Source organism: Streptomyces sp. NPDC088745 (genome assembly GCF_044751045.1).
GTDB classification, from domain to species: Bacteria; Actinomycetota; Actinomycetes; order Streptomycetales; family Streptomycetaceae; genus Streptomyces; species Streptomyces cremeus.
In genome coordinates, this window is sequence record NZ_JBIVLB010000021.1 from 1 (window position 1) to 14,992 (window position 14,992).

General features: G+C 67.3%; 14 protein-coding genes. 4 read left to right on the forward strand and 10 right to left on the reverse strand.

Annotated elements, in window-relative coordinates:
- Window positions 1–125 precede the first annotated feature (125 nt).
- Window positions 126–1,580, reverse strand: a complete 1,455-nt coding sequence (locus tag ACIP93_RS34495) for a hypothetical protein (RefSeq protein ID WP_401765677.1) — start codon at window positions 1,578–1,580, stop codon at window positions 126–128.
- 587 nt (window positions 1,581–2,167) lie between these two features.
- On the opposite strand from ACIP93_RS34495, the gene ACIP93_RS34500 reads away from it, so the two are divergent.
- On the forward strand, window positions 2,168–3,043 hold the full coding sequence (locus ACIP93_RS34500) for a helix-turn-helix domain-containing protein (RefSeq protein ID WP_401765680.1): 876 nt from the start codon (window positions 2,168–2,170) through the stop codon (window positions 3,041–3,043).
- 384 nt (window positions 3,044–3,427) lie between these two features.
- On the opposite strand, the gene ACIP93_RS34505 is transcribed toward ACIP93_RS34500, so the two are convergent.
- The 3 genes from ACIP93_RS34505 to ACIP93_RS34515 all read right to left on the reverse strand — a co-directional run bounded on the left by ACIP93_RS34505 (window position 3,428) and on the right by ACIP93_RS34515 (window position 6,054).
- A complete protein-coding gene (locus tag ACIP93_RS34505) occupies window positions 3,428–4,057 on the reverse strand; it encodes an HAD-IA family hydrolase (protein WP_358250774.1) in 630 nt (209 codons plus the stop codon).
- A gap of 312 nt (window positions 4,058–4,369) precedes the next feature.
- Window positions 4,370–5,605, reverse strand: a complete 1,236-nt coding sequence (locus tag ACIP93_RS34510; RefSeq protein WP_401765683.1) for an MAB_1171c family putative transporter — start codon at window positions 5,603–5,605, stop codon at window positions 4,370–4,372.
- Window positions 5,602–6,054 (reverse strand): hypothetical protein, encoded by a 453-nt coding sequence (locus ACIP93_RS34515; RefSeq protein WP_401765685.1) that lies wholly within the window; start codon window positions 6,052–6,054, stop codon window positions 5,602–5,604. The genes ACIP93_RS34510 and ACIP93_RS34515 overlap by 4 nt, the downstream gene beginning before the upstream one ends.
- Window positions 6,055–7,043: 989 nt before the next feature.
- On the opposite strand from ACIP93_RS34515, the gene ACIP93_RS34520 reads away from it, so the two are divergent.
- Window positions 7,044–7,529 (forward strand): XRE family transcriptional regulator, encoded by a 486-nt coding sequence (locus tag ACIP93_RS34520; RefSeq protein ID WP_401765687.1) that lies wholly within the window; start codon window positions 7,044–7,046, stop codon window positions 7,527–7,529.
- Between the two features lie 22 nt (window positions 7,530–7,551).
- On the opposite strand, the gene ACIP93_RS34525 is transcribed toward ACIP93_RS34520, so the two are convergent.
- Entirely contained in the window at window positions 7,552–7,995 is a 444-nt protein-coding gene (locus ACIP93_RS34525; RefSeq protein WP_401765690.1) for a hypothetical protein, read from the reverse strand.
- A 93-nt stretch (window positions 7,996–8,088) separates the two neighbouring features.
- Between ACIP93_RS34525 and ACIP93_RS34530 the strand changes: the two genes are divergently transcribed.
- Window positions 8,089–9,315: an MAB_1171c family putative transporter gene (locus ACIP93_RS34530; RefSeq protein WP_401765693.1), complete on the forward strand. Its 1,227-nt coding sequence runs from the start codon at window positions 8,089–8,091 to the stop codon at window positions 9,313–9,315.
- Window positions 9,316–9,440: 125 nt separating this feature from the next.
- Window positions 9,441–10,910 (forward strand): amidase, encoded by a 1,470-nt coding sequence (locus tag ACIP93_RS34535; protein ID WP_401765695.1) that lies wholly within the window; start codon window positions 9,441–9,443, stop codon window positions 10,908–10,910.
- 320 nt (window positions 10,911–11,230) lie between these two features.
- Here the strand turns inward: ACIP93_RS34535 and ACIP93_RS34540 are convergent, their stop codons facing one another.
- From ACIP93_RS34540 to ACIP93_RS34560, 5 genes are all read right to left on the reverse strand, one after another.
- Complete coding sequence (locus ACIP93_RS34540) at window positions 11,231–12,124, reverse strand: carbon-nitrogen hydrolase family protein (RefSeq protein ID WP_401765697.1); 894 nt, start codon at window positions 12,122–12,124, stop codon at window positions 11,231–11,233.
- Window positions 12,125–12,127: 3 nt separating this feature from the next.
- Entirely contained in the window at window positions 12,128–12,493 is a 366-nt protein-coding gene (locus ACIP93_RS34545) for a MazG-like family protein (protein ID WP_401765699.1), read from the reverse strand.
- A 62-nt stretch (window positions 12,494–12,555) separates the two neighbouring features.
- Window positions 12,556–13,329: a PIG-L deacetylase family protein gene (locus tag ACIP93_RS34550; protein WP_401765701.1), complete on the reverse strand. Its 774-nt coding sequence runs from the start codon at window positions 13,327–13,329 to the stop codon at window positions 12,556–12,558.
- Between the two features lie 75 nt (window positions 13,330–13,404).
- The gene (locus ACIP93_RS34555; RefSeq protein WP_401765704.1) at window positions 13,405–14,070 is read right to left on the reverse strand and encodes a PolC-type DNA polymerase III; all 666 of its coding nucleotides are present in this window, start codon (window positions 14,068–14,070) and stop codon (window positions 13,405–13,407) included.
- Window positions 14,058–14,858: a class I SAM-dependent methyltransferase gene (locus tag ACIP93_RS34560; protein WP_401765707.1), complete on the reverse strand. Its 801-nt coding sequence runs from the start codon at window positions 14,856–14,858 to the stop codon at window positions 14,058–14,060. The genes ACIP93_RS34555 and ACIP93_RS34560 overlap by 13 nt, the downstream gene beginning before the upstream one ends.
- Window positions 14,859–14,992: the final 134 nt, after the last annotated feature.

A 14,992-nucleotide genomic window follows, 5' to 3' on the forward strand; every position in this document is an offset into this window, starting at 1 on the left:
GTCACGCGGCTTGGGGTGTGGGGGTGTTTGTGGGGGGGGGGGGGCCCCGGGGGGGGGGGGGGGGGGGGCGGGCGGGGGGGGGGGGCCCCCCCCCCCCCGGCCCCCCCCCCCCCCACCGGGGTGGATCAGGCTGCTGTGGCAGCGGGTTCGGCCTCGGCCGTCTGGCGGGCAGCGGCGCTGGCCCGGGCGGCAGCGAGGAACGCAGCCGGGTCGGCTTCCCACTCCGCGAGCGCGGGCAGGAAGTGGGCGACCTCGATGCGGTCCAGCTCGTGGGTGCCGAAGCGGTCGGTCAGCAGCGGGAAGACACGGTCGGGCCAGCCCGCGAGGCCGACGTCCTTGTGACCCAGGAGGATCTTGAAGCGGGCGAAGGCGTCGCTCTTGAGCACCGGGTGCACGACGGGGATACCGTCCGGGCCCACGGCGCGGTCGGTGTCGGCGACGCGGGCCACCGTGTCCATCAGCGGGCCGACGGTGGCGATGACCTTGCTGGCCCACGCGTTGCGGGCGAGGACCGCCTCAGCGCTGATCGGGTCGGTCATCTCGGCGGTGTAGGCGAGTGCGGGCTGGTGGCTGACGACGAAGTCGATCCACGCACGGGCCTCGTGGTGGGAGCGGTCGGACCGGATGGCGCTTCCGTCGGTCTTGCGGTAGACGCCGAGCTGGATACGGTCGGCCATCCCCAGGATCAGTTCGGCGAGGGTGCCGACCACGGCCGGGTCGGTGTCAGGGTCGACGCCCGCCGAAGCGATCATCTGGTGCGCCTGCGCGTACGTCTCCCGGATGGCGGTGGCCAGGTAGGAGCCGTGGTTGAAGCGGCCGTCGGTGTTCCAGTCCTCCCACGGCTTGGCCTCGGCGGCGTGGGCAGCCCGCTGCGTCGGGCGGCCCGGGCGCGCGCTGGCGGCCGGTGCGGTGTTGGAGCCGAAGAACTTCTTCAGCTCGTTGCGTATCTGCTGGCTCACGTCGACGTTGCCGGACGAGGCGTTGGCGGCGGGGATGATCGCTCCGCCGAAGACGGCGTAGCCGTCGGGGGCGAGGCTGCCGTCGCGGTTCTCCCGCAGCGACTCCCACTCCTCGGGGTCGGAGACCAGCTCGTCGGTGAACTCGCCGTTGACCGCGACCACGAGGTTGCGGCAGTTGCGGTTGGTGATCTCCGCGTTCGCCCGGGTCGAGTCGCCGACGATGCCGCGCAGCTCGTGAATGGGTGTGAGCGGGCTGATCATCTCGCCACTGTCGTTCTGCTTGTACCGGCGGGTCGTCTCGATGGCGACGGTGACCGGCAGGTCGTTCTTGAACGCCTCAGCCAGCAGTTCCGCTGCCTTGGAGTCGGCCTGGACCGACCCGTGGAAGTCGTGCTCCAGCCCGACGGACTCGGCGTCGAAGGTCACACGGCCGGTGCGGAAGGGGCCGTCGTCGGTCGCCTTCGTCTTCACCTTGTACGCGCTGACCTTCACACCCACGTGCTCCCGCACGTACACGCTCGGACGGGCGCGGACGGTCTGGCCGTCGGGCCCGGCGGCAGCGCGTGCCTTCTTCTCGTACGCGATGAACGGACGGCCCTTGGCCGGCGGCTCGTACGCCATGGGGTGACTCCCTCTGTAGTGGATCAACGGGCTCAGATTCCGGCCAGACGGGCCGTACAGCGAGCTCTCGCGAAAATCCGTCGGACGGTCGGCAGCGGGCTTGCGGTGCCGCGCGTCCGCGCTGGTCAGAGGAGGTCAGAACGGGGAGAAGTGTGAAGATTCGCGTCAGGGGTCCGGTATCCCGGCCCGCACGGGGCAGCAGCGACTACAGGTGGCCTCTGTGCAGTGCCCGCACTCATCTCGACCGCAGTGCTCAAAGCGACATGAAGCCAATTTCGGTAGGGCGACTGTGAGCGGGGACGTTTTGATGCAACACTCATCCGGATCTCCGTTCGGGGACTACAACCGGATCCGGTCACTCAGGTTCCTAGGCCAGAGCGTGACCGGGTCCGGTAGGCCCGTCCTCTGCAGGACAGGTAGTTCAGGCGTGGACTAGGCACGGCATAAGATCGCCTTGTGAGGCAGAGCTCTCACCACCAGGCCCGATACGGAAACGTACGCTAGATGCGTGGATCGATCAAGCCAGTTGTGGTTAAGGTTCGGGCCATCGTCCCCAGGTTCTAGACCGCCGAGTCGCAGGAGTTCATGTGCCACGTCAGTTCGACGGCAGCCGAGTACGGGTTGTCCGACGGGGCAAAGAGCTCAGCCAGAAGGAGCTGGGCGCGATGGTCGGTGTCAGTGGCCCCACTGTTGCCCGGTGGGAGAGCGGGGAGGAGTTCCCCAAGGGCGACAAGTTCCCCGCGATCGCTGCCGCGCTCGGAGAGGAACTCGACGTTCTCTTCCCCTTCGACGGACCTGTGGACCTGCAGCTCCTTCGCTGCGACGCCGGCCTCAGCGTGGCCCAGGCCGCCGCAGTCATTGACGCCAGCCGTGTACCTATCAGCAATGCGGAGTCCGGCCGGCGGCGGCTACAGGACACCTACGTTGCTCCCCTCGCCCACGCCTACGGCGTAAGCGAGGAGGAACTGCTCGCTGCGCAGGACGTGTCGTTCGGCGTACGCGGTGCCCAGCGGCCGCAAGAGGCGCAGCCGTCCGCGCCTCGCACCGTCGGGGAGAAGATCAACTACCTCCTCGAGCACGGGTATGTAGGCCAAGCACCTCCGTCTGACGAGCAGATCGCTCGGGCCGTCAACGAACACACCGGCGTCGCGAGTGTGACGGCGTCCGACATCGCCGCGCTGCGTTCGGGCACTACGACGGAAGCCTCGGATGTCGTGCGCGCCGGACTGGCTCACGCTCTGCAGGTAGACGCCACCCTCTTCCAGGACGACGCAGAGCTGAGCCCGGCGGCTGGCGAGTTCCTCGAAGCCGTCCGCTTCCTCGGATCGATCCACCGTGGTCAGATTCTCGGCCTGGCGGCCCGCGGCAACCACTCGGGGTTGTCGGCCGGCATGATGGCGAAGATCAACGAGCTCGTGGGAGAGCTGAAGCACAAGCTGCCAGACATCAAGGACGAGGGGTAGCGGGGTAGCACGCGCGGCGGCTGCACGGGCCGCTCGTCGAGGGGCGTCGACGCCGAACATCAGGCTGGGTAGGCCCGGCGGCGTCGCTGGCACGCCCTCGGTGGGACCTCGCCTCGGCGAAGTGCACCAGAGAGTGGCCGATCCGCCCCACCGAGCTTCCCAGCCGCAGACACCTGCCGGCGGGCAGCACACCGCACGGCCCCGAGTCGGGAACGCTTGGATCCGTTCACATGCCGCCGTCGTTCAATGTGCGCGAATGGTCCTGTTCCTGTTTGCAGCAGCCGCACCGGTCCGCAACCCGGCTGGCCCCTGCCTCCTCATCATGAGGAGGCAGGGGCCAGCCGGGTAACGACCGCGCCCTGGAGACCCGGGCGACGTAGAGGACTACGCAGCTGCGGTGAGATCCACGCCGAACAGGTTCGAGAGATCGACGACCGTCTGCTTGGGGTCCTTGTTGTGGACCCCTGCGAAGCCGAGCTGCTCTGCCGCCCGGACGTACCCCTCGGTGTCGTCGACGAAGACGCACTGCTCGGCCGGCAGCTCCATGAGCTTGAGCGTGGCCTCGAAGAGCGCCGCGTCGGGCTTGCGCAGCTGGTGGTGCTCGGAGATGACCACCACGTCGTAGAGCTTGTCGAGGTCGTAGCCGTCGTACAGATCCCAAGGGGCGAGGCCGACCGAGTTGGACAGGATCCCCACCTTGATGCCGGCTCGTCGAGCCGCGGCGGCCGCGTTGATCAGCAGGGGCTCAGGCTCCAGGCCGCCGAAGATGCGTCCCATGAGGTTGTCGGCAGAGACTCCCAGCTTCTTGGCCGCGAACTCGTTCCACTCGGTCTGGCTGACCACTCCACGCTCGAGGTCACTGGTGATCCGGACGCCTTCTTCGTCCTGGTACAGCGCGTTGATGCAGGCCCCCTTGGGAAGCCCTTCGCGCTGCTCGAAGGCGAGCACGACAGGCAGCAGCGGGGTGGTGAGGACGCCTCCGAAGTCGAGGACGAGGCCGGTGCGGTGAGACATGCAGGAACTCCATTACTGGTACTGAGAATTCGGGCGCCATCCGTACTGAACAGCGTCCGGCCCCGGCTGACGCGTGGCGGCGACAGTGCCTGCGCTTCGCATACCAGGGGCGGGTGGTAGCTACGGGGCGGAGTGGACGCCACCCACAGTCTGGCCCACGGTACCAGCAGCCATTCCGGGCACTTGGACGGTGTTGTCCGCGCCGAGTGAATCTGCCGTACAACTCGGGCACATTCGCACTATTCATTCCTCCAATCTCTGACTTTTCAACTGTCAGGCGGGGGTCGAGCTCTTGACCGAAGAGTTATCCACTCAAACTTCCAGCTCTGCGGATTTCTGGAGAAGCTCTTGAGCGCCTACGGGAGAGATCTGGGCGTATATGTTGCTCACCCGAATGAGCCAGGCCGCTTCGCTATTGGTATCTACGAACGGCTTCTCCCGCAGTGGCGCACTCGCGTACTGGCCAGGTTTCGCGGAGGAAGCGGCCCGGAGTGCGGCTGCGATCCAGTAGGCCTCGGCGGCCGGCTCGGGGTCGGAGTGCGATTCGGTCGCGTCCTCCGCCGCCCACAGCAGGCCCTCGGGGGCGTAGTACCTCAGTCTCTCGCAGGCATCGGCGATGTCCTGGGTCCATCGGTCGAGGCGCACGTCATCAGGTACACGCGTGTGGGTCAACTCCGCCAGGCGCGACTTCGGGGGGTAGAGACTGGTCCCCGGGAACGCCTTCACCAGGTCGTACCAGAGCGGGTGAAGGTAGTAGAGAGTCTTCAGCATCTTCCAGCGCGCGGTGGCTGCACTTGTCGTGGGGATGCTCGCGCCTACCGCCACAATCAGGAACAGCAAGTTCATCCACATTGCCGTGAGATCGATTAGCGTCTCCATGACGGAGTCGCTCAGCGGAAAAAGTACCGCCGTCCACACAATGACGATTCGGGCCGCCGTGTGGGCGAGCCCCATCCACATCGAGATTCCCATGAGCCGAAGCCCGATGCGCATACTCGTCGTCTCGGCTTTCCGTGCCCCGCGCGACCATTGGTATCCGCAGACTGCGGTGGTGACGAGTGGGAAGAAGTAGAAGACGGTCATGTACGTTGCGGCGCCCCATTCCCCGGCATGATCGCTGAGGAAGTCGTCGCTTTGTCTGGGGCGGTCCACCACGGTGAAGAACAGGATGGTGAGCAGCGTTACGCCGACGGCGCCTGCTCTGTAGGACGCGCGGGCGATCCAGCGGGAGACCGCGACGTGCCGGGGCACCACCTTCTCGGTGCTCTTGCCGTAGCTGGTCGCAACGTAGGTCAGGGACGCGATGATGGCGGCGGTGCTGGCGAAGTGCCGCATCAGTGCGCTGATGTCGACCACGGGTATGCGGTCCACCGCGAGCATCACGGCCGGCGTGTAGAGCCACAGTGCCACGGCGAATCCGGCGTAGCCGCCCCAGAGGGCTCGGCGGTGGGCGTCCCCGTAGCGGACAGCCGGGAATCGCCACACGGCGATGAGGGTCATCACCCCCGCGGTCAGGTAGCGGAAGGAGTCGAGTGCGGCGTCGCTCATCCTCGGTGGCCGCCTCGACGCGGGGGAGCCACGGGGTGGGACAGCGAGGACTCCAAGAGGCTGACCATGTCGTCGCCGGCGAACTTCATGCGGCGGGCGAGCCGCTTGATCAGAGATGCCGACATCTCGGCCTGCTGCTCCTCGGGACTGTCGTAGTTGACGCGCCCCTGGACGAGGGCCGAGGGGAAGCGTCGCAGGACTTCCTCCTGGATGTGCTCAGGAACGTACCGCTCGATCTCGTCAGGGGTCAGGGTGGACCCGTGGTCCAACCACTCGTGCGCGAGTTCGTGAAGGATGATGTGTTCGGTCTGGTTGCGGCTGGACCGGCGCCGGTAGAGCACGATCGTGAACTCCGGCGTCTTGATCCGGAGCCCGCAGGCCGTGCCCAGACCTCCGTCGGGGTCATCGAAGGGCACCAGTTGGATCCGGCGCTCTAGTACCTGCTCCATGTTCTTCACCAGCGCTTCGACACTGAACGGTGTCGGGACGGGCAGATCGGCGAGCAGCCTCTCGCACTCTTTGATGAGATCGCCTTGCGCGGGATCCCTGCGCCACCGCCGGAGGACCCTAAGCAGGCGCAGGAGCTGTCTGCTGTTCGGCAGCTCGCGGGGCCCGTAGCGTCCCGCGCCTCGCCGAGTGGCTGACCTCCGCCGATCCCACGCCGTCATCGCGTCCGTCCTCCTTGCCCCGCGCCCCGGATGCCGAACGAGCTCCTCCGAGCTCGCTTTCCGGCCGAACCAAAGGCAAACACATGTTCTATTTTTGTGTCGAGTCGCTTGCTGGCACCCTGCTTCTGACGACGGGCGCCTTGCCGTCCCCTTCATCGGGGCGGGGTGGCGGAGAGCGGTGACCCTACGCAGCAAGCGGGTCTGTGCGGAGCCCGCAGCCGGCGCACCTTGCGGTCTGCCTTCTTTCGCGATGCGCCGTGGGCCATGCCTGCCGACCGGCTGGAGCCGTCGTTGCGCGACATTCCGCTACTTCCCCCTTGATCATCGAGACGGGTCTCGAACGCTGCGACGCCATCGCGGCGTCGGCGGGCCGGACAGGCCCTCCCTGAGGCCGGCCCGGCGGGACGCAGACCAATCCGGCGCGCCCTTGTCTGCCGCGGTGGACACCTGCGGCGGTCGTGCCGATGAGCCCCGTCTCCCACCGGCACAGCAACCGCCGCTGACTGGATCGTTGGCACGCGCAAATATGAGCTGTCTCCGACTGGCGGTGGCAGCTCAATTCGCCCTGCAGGATGGAGGGTTGACTACGCAATGCCCATCCACGTCGGCAGGCAGCGCACGAAAGGGCCCTGCGTCACGGTACGCGGCGTAAGACCCCCACAGCGCCAGCCCCTCGATCCATCCCAGTTGATCTGGCCGGTATGAACGTATGCGTATGTCCGTGGCATAGTCAACTGAGATGGATCGCCCTCGAAGTCGAGAAGGACTGCATGACACCCGCGAACCCACGGCCTCAGCCCGAAGAGCCGAGAGCGGCGAATGACCCTTGTGACGCAGGTCTCTCGCTAGCCGACAAGCTGAACCAGCTCTTCGAAGTCGTACATCCGAAGGGCCGTGGCCCTTACACCAATGACGAGGTCGCCGAAGCTCTGAAAGAACAGGGCGGTTCCACGATATCCGGAACCTACCTTTGGCAGCTGCGGACCGGCAGGCGCGATAACCCGACGCGACGTCACTATGAGGCCATCGCGACCTTCTTCAAGGTGCCTCCGGCCTACTTTTTTGACGATGATCTTGCACGCCGATACGGCGAACAGTTGAAGCGTCTACAAAAACTGCAGCAGGCGGGCGTGGAACGCGTCGCCCTGCGCGCCGTCGGTCTCTCACCGAAGAGCATGGACACGCTGATGGCCATGATCGACAGGGTGCGAGAACTTGAGGGGCTGCCCGATGAGCCCGAAGAGACGACTCTCTAGTGTGTCTGACCGGCACCTATCGTCAGCCCGGGAGGATCAGTTGAATCAGGAACAGAGGCGAGCCAGTGAGGGCTTCGTCCGGGGCCTCCACCTCCCGCCCGTCGACAGCATCCGCGACCTGGTGCCCGAGATCGAGTGGCGCACCGGGCGCAAGGTCGAACTTCAGCCTGCCGAGCTCGACTGGTCCGCGCCGTGCGGCATGTGGGTTGCCATGAAGAGCCGGCACCTCGTCTTCTTTGATCCGCGGACTACGTTGGCGCACCAGGACCACATCATCGCTCACGAATTCGCGCACATGCTGAGGCGTCACAAAGGCGGCGTGACCATTGGTGGTGAGACTGTCGGTGGACTTCTTCCGGATCTCGATCCCGATCTGATTCAAATGGTGCTCGGTCGAACTCAGTACGACGAGAAGGATGAGATGGAAGCCGAACTCGACGGCTCCTACCTCCAAGCCCACGTTCACGCATCCCAGTATCGCGTCGTTTCACAGCGCGGAAGTTCGGACGTGGACCGACGAGTTGAGCGCACATTCTTGCGCGGAAGAAAGTAAGGCCGCGTGAAGGACATACTTCACCCCATCTGCCTGATAATCGCAGGCCTGGGGTTTCTCCTCCTGCTCCGGGACCTCAAGAAGAACAGCCGAGATGCCGCTCTCATTCTCCTGAGCCTGGTCTACCTGTCATCTGCCCTGAGCTTTGCCATATCCATCACCCCTATCTGGATACGCATCGACAGCACCCTCGGGGTCACCAACATTGCTGTCCCGCTCGCGCAAAGCTGCGTGATCCTGGTCCTGGTGTTCCAGACCAGCGTGCTGGCTCACTGGGCTCTGCCGGCCCAGGAGGCGCGTCGACGGACGCGGCTCTTCGGGCTCGCCGGTCTCGCGGTCATCGTGGGCATGTTCGTCCTGTTCGCCTTCCTGACGCCAGCCGTCCAGCGAACCTCCGACTTCGCCACCTACTACGTCCACGACCCCGCCTACAAGGCCTACCTCGCGCTCTACATGGCGGCGTACACCGCCGCCGAGATCTACCTCGGGGTCGTCTGCTGGCGGCACGCGCGCCACGCCGGCAACGTCTGGGTCGTCCGCGGCCTGCGGACCATCACCATCGGCGCGGTCGTGATCATGGGCTACTGCGCCATCCGGATCGGGGGAATCCTCGGGGACTCGTTCGGCTTCAGCGTCGCCCGATTCAAGGACATCGCCTGGTTCTGCGGAGATGTCGGCGCCCTGCTCACCTTGATCGGATATTTCCTCCCCACCCTGATGGAACGGGTCGAGGGTGTTCGAAGCTGGACGCGCAGCCATTACGCCTTGTGGCGCCTGGAACCGCTCTGGCGGGCGCTCCATGCAGTCGCGCCCACGATCGCCCTGATGCCCCCTCCGTCACAGTTGCAGGAGCTTGTGCGGTTCCGTTCGGTGAGCTTCTTGCTATACCGACGAGTAACTGAGATTCGCGACGGGATGATCGAACTTCGCCCTTACCTGGACCCGCAAGTTCGAGCCATAGCCGAAACCCGACTTACAGGGCAGGGACTCCAAGATCCCGAACTTGCGGCCGCGGTGACTGCAGAGCAAATCAGCCAGGCCATTTCCAGCCTCACGCATGGCCAGGACTTCCCCGAGCCGGCCGAGTACGCCGACGCCCGGATTTCGATCGCTACGACCGAAGAGGACATGCAGGCCCAACTGCGCATCGCCGCGCATTTCACTCCGCCTGCCGTATCAACTCCAACAGCACAGCACCCGGCACGCTCCGCCAGCCGGGCGGGAGACGAATAGTGATCAGACGCACCTTCCTCACCGGCACCGCAGCAGCCGTGGCTGTGAACGCCTCAGTGGCCAGCGTGGCCCATGCAGGCACTCCGCCCCGCCCCTCAGCCAAGGACAATCGAAGGACCGCCCCCATGACCACCGCTCCCCACCTGCGCCCCGCCCACGAGCAGGTGACAGCCCTCACGAGTCGGAAGATTTCCAGCCGGCAGCTCCTGGAGCTGCAGCTGAAGCACATCGAAGCGACCAACCCGGGGATCAACGCGATCGTCACCCTGGATGTCGAGCGGGCCAGGAAGGAAGCCGACAACGCGGACCGGCACATGGCACGCACGGGCAAACCGCTCGGACCCCTGCACGGTCTTCCCCTCACGGTGAAGGACGCGCTTGAGACCGACGGCATGCGCACCACGTGCGGCAGCCCCGACCTGAAGGACCACATTCCCGACCAGGACGCGGACGCCGTCGCCCGGCTTCGTGAAGCGGGCGCGATCATCATCGGGAAGACCAACACTCCGGCGTACTGCCAGGACATCCAGACCTCCAACGCCCTCTTCGGCACCACCAAGAACCCGCACGCGTCCGGCCGGACCGCAGGCGGTTCCTCCGGCGGCCCCGCAGCCGCCGTCGCCGCAGGTCTCACGAGCGCCGAGGTCGGCAGCGATCTCGCCGGATCGCTGCGGCTCCCTGCGGCCTACTGCGGGGTCTACGCCCTGCGGCCGAGCTATGGGCTGATCTCCGCCCGCGGCCACATCCCCCGGCTGCCGGGTTGGCTCACTTCGAGTGACATGACCACGCTCGGCCCAATCGCGCGTACGCCGGCAGACCTCGCTCTCCTCCTGGACGCCCTCGTCGGACCGTCGCCGGCAGACGCCCCGGCCTGGAGGGTAGAGCTGCCCGGTCCCCGCTTGTCCCGGCTGCGGGACTACCGGGTCGGCATCTGGGCCGACGACGACTACTGCCGCGTCGATGCCGCCACCCGGGACCTGATGGACACCGTCACGGGACTCGTCCGCTCCTCCGGGGCGCAGGTCGACGCCACCACCCGGCCCGTCAGCATGCCGGAGTCCGACCGGGCCTTCACGAACCTGATGTACGCCACGTCGACTGCCACCACCACAGACTCCGTGTTCCAGGGCGAGGTGGACCAGGCGGACAAGCTCGCCCCCGAGGACACGTCACCTGGAGCCTTCTACCTGCGGGCACGCACCCAGCGCCACCGCGACTGGCTGATCGCCAACGAGGCCCGCGAGAAGCTGCGCCAGCGCTGGGCTCAGTACTTCACCCGGCACGACATCCTGATCACGCCGGCCGCACCGACAGCGGCTGTCGAAGACCAGACGTCCATCCCGGTGCAGCAGCGGTCCATCACCGTCGACGGGACGAAGCGCAGCTACTACGACCAGACGACCTGGCTGAACCTGACCAGCCAGGTACGTCTCCCGTCAGCGATCGTCCCCGCCGGGCGCACAACCGACGGACTGCCACTGAGCATTCAGGTCGTCGGACCGTACCTCGCCGACCGCACCGTCCTCGCTGTGGCAGCACATCTGGCACAGCTGCTGCCGAAGCCACTGGGCCCTGCTGCGCTGCGAAAGCGATAGCGCCAAGCACAGGCACCTCAGCCGAGGCCTGGTCCGTACATTCCCCCGTGTGCGCAGGGCGCACACGGCCTCGCCTGAGTGTTGCCGACCGGGGCTACTGCTAGCACAGATGCGGGCGATGCCGCGGCCTCGGTCATCACCACAGGTCCAGTGCTTCCAGGGCCTGCGCGACCGTGGGCAGCGGCGTAGTGGGGATGGTGGTGAGGAGACTGTCGGGGATGGCGGTTTTGGTGTCGAGCTTGATCTGCGCACGGGCATCCGTTGCCGGATGACCACGGAGTCTAGTGAGCAGGGGCAGGGGGTGAGAGGTGGATGGGCTCTCAGAAGGTCGTGCGGATATCGCTGCGCGGGTCCCCGACAACCAGTCGATCCTCGTAGAGCCCGTCCTGCGCCCGGCGGCGCCAAGGCCGGGCGTACCGAAGGGCCACCTCGATGTCCGGATCGGTCGAACCGAGGTCGATGTCCGCGACCGCCAGAGCGGGTTGCCCGTCGGTAGGGCATTGTGCGATCCACCGGCCGCCGGGCGCCACGATCCCGGACGGCACTGTCGCGCTGAATTGCGCCGGCACGGCGTAGCCCACCCAGTAGCAGTACAGCGTCCCGTAGGCCTGGGCGATGCGCGCCCTCGGAGCATCGTCCACCATCACGGAGATCAGGACGCAGTCGACGCCCAGGCGCTCGTACTCGTCGAAGAGTGGTGGGAAGTTCGCCTCGACGCACAGCGCGCAGCCGATCCGGATGCCATCCACCTCAAAGACGACCGGCTCGCGCCCTGGGGTGTACAGGTAGGAGACCTCGGTATGCGACAGGAACCGCTTGTCGTACCTGGCAACCAGCTCGCCACGGTCGGAGACGATGAAGAGGCTGTTGTGGGGCCTGTTCGGCGGCGTGAGCGGGTGGAGCGACCCGAACGCCGTCCACAGTCGTAGTTCCCCAGCCAGCGCGGCGATCGACTCGGCCTCCTCGCGCATGACGTCCCAGGCGGCACGGCTCCAGTCGGCCGGGACCAAGCTTCCGTCCGGTCCGGCCGCCATCACGTGCTTGCTCGGATAGACGATCGCCCCCTCGGGGAACTGCACCAGTTGCGCACCCGCCCCGGCGGCCTCGGTCATCAGGGCCCGGATCTCCTGCCCGGCCGCCCGCAGCGTGCCGTGGTCTGTCGGGTCCTCCGGCACGGTGCTCTGCGCGACAGCCAGCCGCAATGTCTTAGCCATGGCTCACACCTCCTCGATGCGACTGCTCTGGGGGAGGAACTTCGCGGACTTCTGGGCAAGAACGTCGGCCAGGAACGCAGGTGCATCGTCGCCAAGCATCCGATGCAACGTGACCAGGCTGGTGATCGCGGTGTCGGCCACCTCTTCCTGAACGTGTCGCCACGTGTGGCTTTGCCCCTTCCGGGGGTTGGTGCCCCAGGCGCCGACCACGGCCTGCGCGGACTCGCCGACCTCCTCGGTGAGCTTGAGGACCTGCAGCGTCCACTGCTGCTCTGGGGTCATCCCGCGTTCTGAGTCCAGGCCGGTGAAGAGGGCGGCGAGCCGGCCGATCACTTCCCACAGCGGCGGGTTCGACGGGTGTGCTGTCAACGGGCGCTCCTTGAGAGGGGGCGAAGGGGGTGAGTGTCGGTGTTGTCGGACAACGGAGGGAGTCAGGGCGTCAGATTCCGCTGCGGCCCGGGTGCGGGTTTGGTGTCCAGGCGCGTGTACCACTCGGTGGCGAGGATCCGGTGCCGGTCGTCGACGGTGAGGCGGGACAGAAGGGCCGGCAGAGGGCGCCGGCTCTCGACCTGGCTGCGGTGCGCAAGGATCGCGCGCCACTTCGTCTGAGCCCAGGGGCCCACATCGACGGTCGCGGTCACCTGTTCATCGGGGGCGCTGTGGACCGTCTTGCCGACACGTTGGAGAAGGCTGCCAAGTTCGTCGACGCCCGACTCCGGGTGCGTGGCCACGTACAGGCCGCCGGGCTGCCAAGGGGCGCCGGCGTGCGGGTAGAGGTGGTGGAGCCCGGCGGCGTGTACGGCGAGCAGGGTCACGCGGTGGGTGTGGATGTGGTCGGGGTGCCCGGTGAGCTGCCCGTACGCGTCGTGCGTGACGACGATGTCCGGCCGAAGCTCGCGAATGTGTCCCACGAGCACCTCGACCACGTCATCGAGAGTGGCGTCGCACAGACGGGACTTGCCGGGAGCGGAGTGGGGGATCCGGGCGTCGGCGTATCCGAGCATCCGGGGCTTGCCGGCCCCCAGGACCGCGAGCGCGTCCGTGAGCTCGGCGGCTCGGTGGGTGTTGGGGGCCCAGGTGGCCGTGACCACGGCGGTCGCGGCGCCTGCGGCGGCGTGCTGCGCGAGGACGCCGCCAGCCAGGAGGGATTCGTCGTCCGGGTGCGCAAACACCCCCAGCAGTGAAGGCAGGTGTGGGACGTTCATGGTGAAGAGGTCTCCTTACGGGTGTGGTTCCGGGTGGAGTTCGCCGCGCGACGTCCTCCTGGGGCGGTCCGCCGGTTAGAACAGGGAGCCCTGTTCCGCGTCCTGAGCCGGGGGTGGCTGGGTGGGCTGCAATCCGGCGGCCATGTCCAGCTCGAGCAGCGTGCTCCACCGGCCGCCCGCGCACCCGTCGTCTAGGAGTCGGGTCAGCACCTGGGCGGTGACCTCGACATCCGGCATCGCACGGTGCCGTCCGGCGGGCCTGGGGATGCCGTAGTGGCCGAGCAGGCTGTCCAGTCCGTAGGAGCCGAGACCGGGCACGACGGCCTTGGCCAGGCGCAATGTGTCCAGCAGCGGCGTCGCGGCGAGTACGGGACAGTGCTCGGCTTGGCGGGCGATGATTCCGGCTTCTGTGGAGGCGTGATGGGCGACCAGCCGGTACGGCGGCGTAGTCAGGCGCGCGTCGAGCTGCGCCATCACATCGGCAGCGGGGGTCGCAGAGGTGAGCATTCGCTGGGTGATGCCCTTGAGCTGGACATCCCGCGCGGTCACGGGCACGTCGGCAGGCGGTCGCATCAGCTCCTCGAATCGGCCGGTTTCCACCAGTCGGCCATCCAGCGGGCGCAGCGCCAACGTCGCAACCTCGATCGGCTCGGCGGGTCGTCCTTGCGGGGTGAGGCCCTCGAAGTCGATCACCACGAACGTCGTCACGGCGAAGCGAGGATCGTCCGTCAGCGCGGCCACGATGTGGCCTCCCCGGCAACCGTGGTCGGCTTCCGATCGACGGTTCTTCCGTCGTTCTGGGGGACTGGATCGACGTGACTGCCGCGTGCCGGGCTGGGCACCCGCTGCGGGCGCCGGGCTGTGTACAGCCGGTAGGAGACGTGGTTGCCCGGGTTCGGGGAGCCGATCACGGTGACCGCCTCCATGGTGAGGCCGTGCTGGACCAAGAGGTCCTCCCACAGCTGCGCGGTCAGGACCCACATGTCGACGGGGTAGTCGTCGGTGGTGCCGGGCAGCCGCAGGATCTCGGACCGCGGGGCGACCTCGTTCGACGGTCCGGTGCCGCCCGAGTTGGTGTGCAACGCGGAGAAGAGCAGGCGGCCGCCCGGCTTCAGGCCGTTGGCCAGGACGGGCAGCAGTCGGTCGGGGTCCAGGTAGGGGACGGAGCAGACGGAGTAGATCAGGTCGTACGGGTCGGCGTCGCGCAGGTGGGATACGGCGTCGGCGCACACCAGGCGCAGGCCCGGGATGCTGGGGTAGCGGGTGGCGGCGCGCTGGTGCTGGGCGGCGGAGGCGTCGACGGCGGTGACGTCGGTGCCCCGGGCGGCAAGGTGGGCAGCGTGCCGGCCGAGGCCGCTGCCGAGGTCGAGGACGCGCAGCCCGGCCACGTCGCCGAAGACCTCGATGCCGGGGCCGGTGCCAGGGATGCCCCAGTCCCACCGGTCCAGCTCAGGTAGCTCGAGTCCTCGCGCGAGTTGGTGGTTGCCGTAGGTGTTCCAGGTCGCGACGGTGTCCTGCTCGGTGGTCACCGGTCCTCCATCAGATCGCGGGGTGGGGTCAGGGGCGCAGGGCGTAGCAGCGCAGGACGTCGAGGTCGTCGGTGTGGACGGCGGACCAGCGCGTGGTCAGGAGTTCGGCCTGGGCCGGGGTGATGCCGAGGCCC

What these genes read in the sequence shown, in the direction of transcription:
- ACIP93_RS34495 (WP_401765677.1), bottom strand. Translation starts at nt 1,580, where the DNA reads ATGGCGTACGAGCCGCCGGCCAAGGGCCGTCCGTTCATCGCGTACGAG.
- ACIP93_RS34505 (WP_358250774.1), bottom strand. Translation starts at nt 4,057, where the DNA reads ATGTCTCACCGCACCGGCCTCGTCCTCGACTTCGGAGGCGTCCTCACC.
- ACIP93_RS34510 (WP_401765683.1), bottom strand. Translation starts at nt 5,605, where the DNA reads ATGAGCGACGCCGCACTCGACTCCTTCCGCTACCTGACCGCGGGGGTG.
- ACIP93_RS34515 (WP_401765685.1), bottom strand. Translation starts at nt 6,054, where the DNA reads ATGGAGCAGGTACTAGAGCGCCGGATCCAACTGGTGCCCTTCGATGAC.
- ACIP93_RS34520 (WP_401765687.1), top strand. Translation starts at nt 7,044, where the DNA reads ATGACACCCGCGAACCCACGGCCTCAGCCCGAAGAGCCGAGAGCGGCG.
- ACIP93_RS34535 (WP_401765695.1), top strand. Translation starts at nt 9,441, where the DNA reads ATGACCACCGCTCCCCACCTGCGCCCCGCCCACGAGCAGGTGACAGCC.
- ACIP93_RS34540 (WP_401765697.1), bottom strand. Translation starts at nt 12,124, where the DNA reads ATGGCTAAGACATTGCGGCTGGCTGTCGCGCAGAGCACCGTGCCGGAG.
- ACIP93_RS34550 (WP_401765701.1), bottom strand. Translation starts at nt 13,329, where the DNA reads ATGAACGTCCCACACCTGCCTTCACTGCTGGGGGTGTTTGCGCACCCG.